At 30.0% G+C, this 6,932-nt stretch carries 6 protein-coding genes; 2 read left to right on the forward strand and 4 right to left on the reverse strand.

The annotated features are described in order from the left end of the window. Positions 1-252 precede the first annotated feature (252 nt). Positions 253-1,083, reverse strand: a complete 831-nt coding sequence (locus V6137_RS15830) for an aminotransferase class IV (RefSeq protein ID WP_425448930.1) — start codon at positions 1,081-1,083, stop codon at positions 253-255. A 363-nt stretch (positions 1,084-1,446) separates the two neighbouring features. Between V6137_RS15830 and pflB the strand changes: the two genes are divergently transcribed. Both pflB and pflA read left to right on the forward strand, forming a co-directional pair. Beyond that, positions 1,447-3,672 (forward strand): formate C-acetyltransferase, encoded by a 2,226-nt coding sequence (gene pflB / locus V6137_RS15835; RefSeq protein ID WP_425448931.1) that lies wholly within the window; start codon positions 1,447-1,449, stop codon positions 3,670-3,672. Between the two features lie 25 nt (positions 3,673-3,697). Further along, complete coding sequence (pflA, locus tag V6137_RS15840) at positions 3,698-4,426, forward strand: pyruvate formate-lyase-activating protein (protein WP_425448932.1); 729 nt, start codon at positions 3,698-3,700, stop codon at positions 4,424-4,426. A 116-nt stretch (positions 4,427-4,542) separates the two neighbouring features. Here the strand turns inward: pflA and V6137_RS15845 are convergent, their stop codons facing one another. The 3 genes from V6137_RS15845 to V6137_RS15855 form a co-directional block, all read right to left on the reverse strand. Further along, entirely contained in the window at positions 4,543-5,871 is a 1,329-nt protein-coding gene (locus tag V6137_RS15845) for an ABC transporter substrate-binding protein (protein ID WP_425448933.1), read from the reverse strand. A 78-nt stretch (positions 5,872-5,949) separates the two neighbouring features. After that, positions 5,950-6,180 carry a hypothetical protein gene (locus V6137_RS15850; protein ID WP_425448934.1) on the reverse strand — a complete coding sequence of 77 codons (231 nt, stop codon included), beginning with the start codon at positions 6,178-6,180 and terminating at the stop codon, positions 5,950-5,952. A gap of 57 nt (positions 6,181-6,237) precedes the next feature. After that, complete coding sequence (locus V6137_RS15855) at positions 6,238-6,759, reverse strand: peroxiredoxin family protein (RefSeq protein ID WP_425448935.1); 522 nt, start codon at positions 6,757-6,759, stop codon at positions 6,238-6,240. Positions 6,760-6,932: the final 173 nt, after the last annotated feature.

Raw genomic sequence — 6,932 nt, forward strand, 5'->3', positions numbered from 1 at the left:
TTTTTTACAACTATAATGTTTATTATATTAAATTTATTACTTTTTTGCAATATTTATTTTACTTTTATGTAATAATTTCTTTTAAAAAAGAATAAAGAATAAAGAATAGATAAGGTGATTTTACTCCCTTTGTTCATAAAATTTCGATAAAAAATAGTATATGACATTAAAACCGGGCTGAATATATTCAGCCCCTACCACTTTAAAAACTATATTCTTTACAAAAAAAATAGGACAAGGCATGCCCTGTCCCTACATATCAGATTTTCTACTCATTATATAATTTTTCATATCATCTAAATACCCTTCACTAATCTTTCTTATAATATTATTATTCACCGAATTATATTTTCTACTATCTATGGTTGCAATAGGTAAAACATTTACAGATGTCCCTGTCATAAATGCTCCATCATATTTATCTATATTATTTTCATGAATATCCGTTTCAATAACTTCTATATTAAACCTTTTACATACTTCCATTATCTTCATTCTTGTTATTCCCAATAGTACCTTTTTCCCTAAAGCTGTATATACTTTATTATCCTTTACAAAAAATATATTTGATCTACTTCCTTCTGTTATATATCCCTCTTCGTTAACTAATAAAGCTTCAAAGGCATCTTCTTTTTTTAATTTTTCATTTATTACTTTTCTAAAGTTATCCTTTATTATTTTTACATTTGGGTTATCCCTCTCTGAATTATATAGTATTGTATGTATTCCCCTTTCATATATCTCTTTACTGGGATAATTACTCTTTATAAAGTATGTATAAAAGTCCTGTTCTTCACTATCAAAATTATTACATAAAAGTTTTATATTTAAGTTAGAAACATTATTTTTTTCTATTAATCTTTTTATATCATCTGAAATTTTCTCCATATCCCTTTTAATATCATAGCCAATTAATTTAGTGGACTTTTTCATTCTTTTTATATGCTCCATCTCATATAGGGCTACACCATCAATTATCCTTATTACCTCATAAATAACTGGAGGTTCTATATTTATAGTCTTACCAACATCAAATAGTTCACCATTATATAAATAATAATTTTTAATCATATCTATTTTCATATGGTCACCACCTTTATTATGTATATCTATATTATATAGGGATATATAATAATAATAAAGGTCCTAAAAAAACTAATTATAATTCCTTTAAGGGGAAAATATTATTTGTTTTTTCCTTTAAATTTATTACCTCCACTATTATATGAAAAAATATGAAAAAAAATTAAAATATGTGATTATAGTCACATAATCTGTTATAATTGTATTCTACAATGGAACTAAGATAGTCGGAGGATTATGAATCCCCCGACAACATGATTGAATTCTATATTGTATACAATATCCATAGTCAATTAGTAAACTATTATTTTCCTAGAATTTTATATCTTAAGGAAAACGTTTTAATAAAAGGAGGTTTTGTAATTGTTTAAACAATGGAAAGGCTTTGAAGATGGTAAATGGAATGAAGAGGTCAATGTAAGAAACTTTATTCAAAAAAATTATACTCCCTACACTGGAGATGAAAGTTTCTTAGAAGATGCAACTGATAATACCCTAAAACTATGGGATAAGGTTTCTAAGCTAAAGGATATTGAAAGGGATAAAGGTATTTTAGATACCGATACTAAAATTATATCCACTATAACTTCCCATGATGCAGGATATATAGATAAGGATATGGAGCAAATTGTTGGTATTCAAACTGACAAACCTTTAAAAAGAGCAATAATGCCCTTTGGTGGTCTTAGAGTTGTGAAAAAATCCCTTAAATCCTATGGCTATGAATTGGATGCCGAAACAGAAAATATCTTCAACTATAGAAAGACCCACAACGATGGAGTTTTTGATGCATATACCGATGATATGAAAAAGGCAAGACATTCAGGTATTATAACAGGGCTTCCCGATGCATATGGCAGGGGTAGAATTATAGGAGACTATAGAAGAGTTGCCCTATATGGTGTAGATAGATTGATTGAGGATAAAAAAGAACAACAACAATTACTTAAACTAGAACATATGGAGTCTGATATTATAAGGGCTAGAGAAGAAATTAGCGAACAAATATATGCCCTAGAAGAATTAAAGGAAATGGCAAAATCCTATGGTTTTGATATAAGTAAACCAGCTTCAAATGGTAAAGAAGCGGTACAATGGACTTACTTTGGATATCTAGCTGCCATAAAAGAACAAAATGGAGCTGCCATGTCTTTAGGTCGTGTATCTACTTTCTTTGATATCTACTTTGAAAGGGATATTAAAAATGGCTTAATCACAGAAAAAGAGATTCAAGAAATAATGGATCATTTCGTTATGAAATTAAGACTTGTAAGATTTTTAAGGACCCCAAGCTATAATGAATTGTTTTCTGGAGACCCAACTTGGGTTACTGAGGTTATAGGTGGTATGGGAGAAGATGGAAGAACATTGGTTACAAAAACAAGTTATCGTGTTCTACACACCCTATATAACTTAGGTCCTGCTCCAGAACCAAACCTAACTATTCTTTGGTCTGAAAGATTACCAAATAACTTTAAAAAGTATTCTGCTAAGGTATCAATTGATACTAGTTCTATACAATATGAAAATGATGACCTAATGAGAAGATGGTATGGGGATGACTACGGTATTGCTTGTTGTGTATCAGCTATGAGAATAGGTAAACAAATGCAATTCTTTGGTGCCCGTGCCAATCTAGCCAAGGCATTACTATATGCTATAAACGGGGGTAAAGATGAGAAATCCGGGGAACAAATCGCACCTGAGTTTGCGCCTATTACATCTGAATATCTTGATTATGATACTGTCATGAGTCGATTTGATCAAATCATGAACTGGTTATCCCAGTTATATATAAATACTTTAAACATTATCCACTATATGCATGATAAGTATTGCTATGAAAGAATTCAAATGGCCCTTCATGATAAGGATATAGTTAGAACTTCTGCTTGTGGTATTGCTGGACTATCTGTTGTTGCCGATGCTCTATCTGCAATAAAACATAGCAAAGTAAAAGTAATAAGAAACGAAGAAGGTTTAGCTGTAGACTATGAAATCGAAGGAGACTATCCTGCATTTGGTAACAATGATGATAAGGTTGATAAGATAGCTTCTAATATAGTTGAAAGATTTATGAATAAGCTTCGTAAGCACAAAACATATAGAAATTCTATACCGACTTTATCTATACTAACTATTACATCTAATGTTGTATACGGTAAGAAAACAGGCAGCACCCCGGATGGTAGAAAAGCTGGAGAACCCTTTGCACCAGGGGCAAATCCTATGCACGGTCGTGATACAAATGGAGCCGTTGCTTCTATGGCCTCCGTTGCAAAGTTACCTTATGAACATGCAGAAGACGGTATATCCTATACCTTCTCTATAGTGCCTAAGGCTTTAGGGAAAACAGAAGATGAAAGAAAATCTAACTTAGTTGGTATGTTAGATGGATACTTCCATGATGACGGTCATCATATAAACATCAATGTATTTGATAGGGAAACCTTAATAGATGCCATGGATCACCCTGAAAAATATCCTCAATTAACCATTCGTGTTTCTGGATATGCAGTTAACTTTATCAAATTAACTAGAGAACAACAACTTGATGTTATAAATAGAACCTTCCACGAAAGAATTTAAATAAATATTTAAAGGAGAATGTCTTATGACTATAAAGGGTATGATTCATTCTTTAGAAAGTTGTGGAACTGTTGATGGCCCTGGGGTAAGATTTGTAGTATTTATGCAGGGCTGTCCCCTTAGATGTAAATTTTGCCACAATCCTGATACCTGGAAATTAAAAGATGGTAAAGAGTTCACAGTGGATGAAGTAATGAATGAAGTTAAAAAATATAAGTCCTATATGAAGTTTTCCGGTGGAGGCATTACAGTCAGTGGTGGGGATCCCCTTATGCAACCTAAATTTGTAGCGGAACTTCTTAAAAGATGTAAAGAAGAAAAAATCCACACTGCCATTGATACCTCTGGATATGTAAATCTAGATATTGCAAAGGATGTTTTAGAGTATGCTGATTTAGTATTATTGGATATTAAGTCCCACAACAATATTGTATATAAAGACCTTACAGGGGTATCCAATGAACCCACATTAAAATTTGCTAATTATTTATCCAGTATAAATAAACCTATGTGGGTAAGATATGTTTTAGTTCCCCATATAACTGATAATATGGAGGATATAAATAGTCTCGGAAAGTTTCTATCTAATCTTAATAATATAGAAAAACTTGAAGTGCTTCCATTTCATAAGATGGGAGAGTTTAAATGGGATGAACTGGGCTATGACTATGAACTAAAGAATACTAGACCCCCTTCTGAGGATTCTGTTAAGAAAGTAATTGATGTCTTTAGGGGATATGGATTGAGGGTTTAGGTTGAGGTTTAGACTTAGGTTTAGGTTGAGGTTTAGACTTAGGCTTAGTTTGAGGTTTAGGCTTTATCGGCAGTGAATTGTAACCAACTGTTGCTGGGGGATTCGTAATCCCCCAGCTATTCATTTAAAATAAGATTATATTTATCCTCTAACTTTTTCAACTCCCCCTCCAATTCTTTTTCATTATATTCTTTATCCGTAAAGATTAAATAAAATAAATCCTTTTCTATATTTTTATACATAATCTCAATTTTTCTCTCTTCTCCCATATAATCTATCTTCTCATTTTTCAATTTATCTAAGATAACCTCTCTCATTTTTATAAATCTTTCATTAACTCCTTTTTCTTTATCTATTTTTACTACTTCTTTTTCAACCTCTTGATTTACAGGATAATAATAGTACAGTTGATCTTCGTAAATCTTCTTCTGATTTCCATCATTTAATAATCCATCTATATATTTTAATGCTAAATCAATATTTTTTCCCTTCTTATTAACCATAAATCCAAAAGTAGTTATATCTCCATCATATACGTTGGGTAAGATCAAAAATTTATCATTTTTTAATTCTTGATCTTTCAATTTTAATATATTAGGGCCTCTTAAAATCCTTAAAATATTTTGTTGATTATTATCGATTTTTTCAAATTGGCCTAAATATTCATTGGAACCTATATTTAAGCTCATATTATAATAATAATCATAATCTTCATTTAATATATAATCCTCAGAAAATATCTTATTTTTTGCACTGACTAAAAAATTTCTAACTTTAGAACTATTTAAATTTACTTTTTTATTACTCCCATCTATTATATCTAAGTTGTATAAAGGCTTTGTTACTATATCTTCATATTCAATAATATTAAATTCTATAGGATTATCTTTTAACCATTGTTTCTTTATGTTTAAATAACCCTTTATTGTCCAATTTACATCAGGTTCTTCTATATTTAACTCCTCTAACAAACCCTTATTAAGAATCATACCTGGCTTAAAAATACCTATGGGAACATAATACATCTTATCTCTTTTTAACCCATCATATATTTTATCTATATTTTCTAGTCTTTCATTTACATCAATACCCACCCCTTTATCTGTATATAACTTAGGTGATCTCCCACGACTGAAAAATATTAAATCTGGGCCATTATTTGTATAAAGCCTAGTATTTAATTTTTCTATATATTCTTCATAACTTGTTGCGTTTATAACATCATATGTTATTTTTATATCATTTTTTATTTGAAATAAGCCAGTATAACTACCTATCGGAGCCGTAATACCTCCATCTCGCATGTCTAGACCCCAAAGTGCTATGGTTATTTCTTGGCTATCATCTATCTTTTTTTTATTAACTTTCTCGTTTTTTTCTTGAGAACAACCTATTAAAGCCATTAATGTAAATATTAAAATTAACAACGTTGCGCCTTTCTTCATTCAAATACCCCCTAATAAATATATGTTAAAATCTAGGTGAGGAATAGCTTTTAATTTAAAACTTTTTATTTAGTCTTATTATTCGACTGGATAAGTTATTGTATTACATCTTCTTCTTTCTGTACAATTTGACTCATCGTAATCTGGACAAGTTACGTATGTTTTACAACATTTTTCAGTATATTTATCAACCTTATAACAACCTTCATCTATTACATATGAATGACTAGCAAAAGCCACATTACCAACAACCATTAACATCGTCACAACTGCTAAAAATAAAACTACTACTCTTTTCTTCTTATTCAATTTACATACCTCCATTTAAATTTATTTTCCTAGCATTCCCCACCTAAAAATTATTACCTAGTTAAAAGAATTGACCTTTTCAATTAATTCTTCTTGGAAGGACTTATCACTGCTCCATCCATTTTTGCCCATTTTTACATTTCCCTCTTTATCAATTACAAAACTTAAGGGTATACTACCTGCTCCTATTTTTTTATCCAGCTCTTCTTCTGTTATAAAATAATACTCAAAAGGTATATCCTTATCTTCTATAAACTTATCAACTATATGTTTTTTACTAGCTGTTATTAGTATAGGTTTCTTTTTCAATTGATTTCCTTTATATGATTTATTGATAAACTCCAGTTCCTTTACACAGGCCTCGCAGCTAGGTGAAAAGAATATTAAAAATGTATTTTCTTCTTTTACTACTTCCTTTAGTTTCATATCCTTATCTTTTTTAAGTTGTAAACCCATGCCTATTTTTTCTATATCTAATTCAGGACTATTCATCACCTTCATAGCTCTTGATATTTTCATGTTGTTATAAAAACTATATCCAGCATATCCTGTTAGAGCTATTGCCCATATTATTATCAATATATTTATTACTTTATTTTTTTTTACTTTTTGTACCCATATCTTTATCCCTCCTCGTATAATATAGTTAGAACATTTGATAGAAAATAAAGTTCTTTTCTACCGAACATTCTCACTAAAAATAACTTCAATATTCATATTCTTAAATAACCTTTTAATACAAAACTTATCTT

Source organism: Dethiothermospora halolimnae, from assembly GCF_037577855.1.
Taxonomy (GTDB): domain Bacteria; phylum Bacillota; class Clostridia; order Tissierellales; family VENL01; genus Dethiothermospora; species Dethiothermospora halolimnae.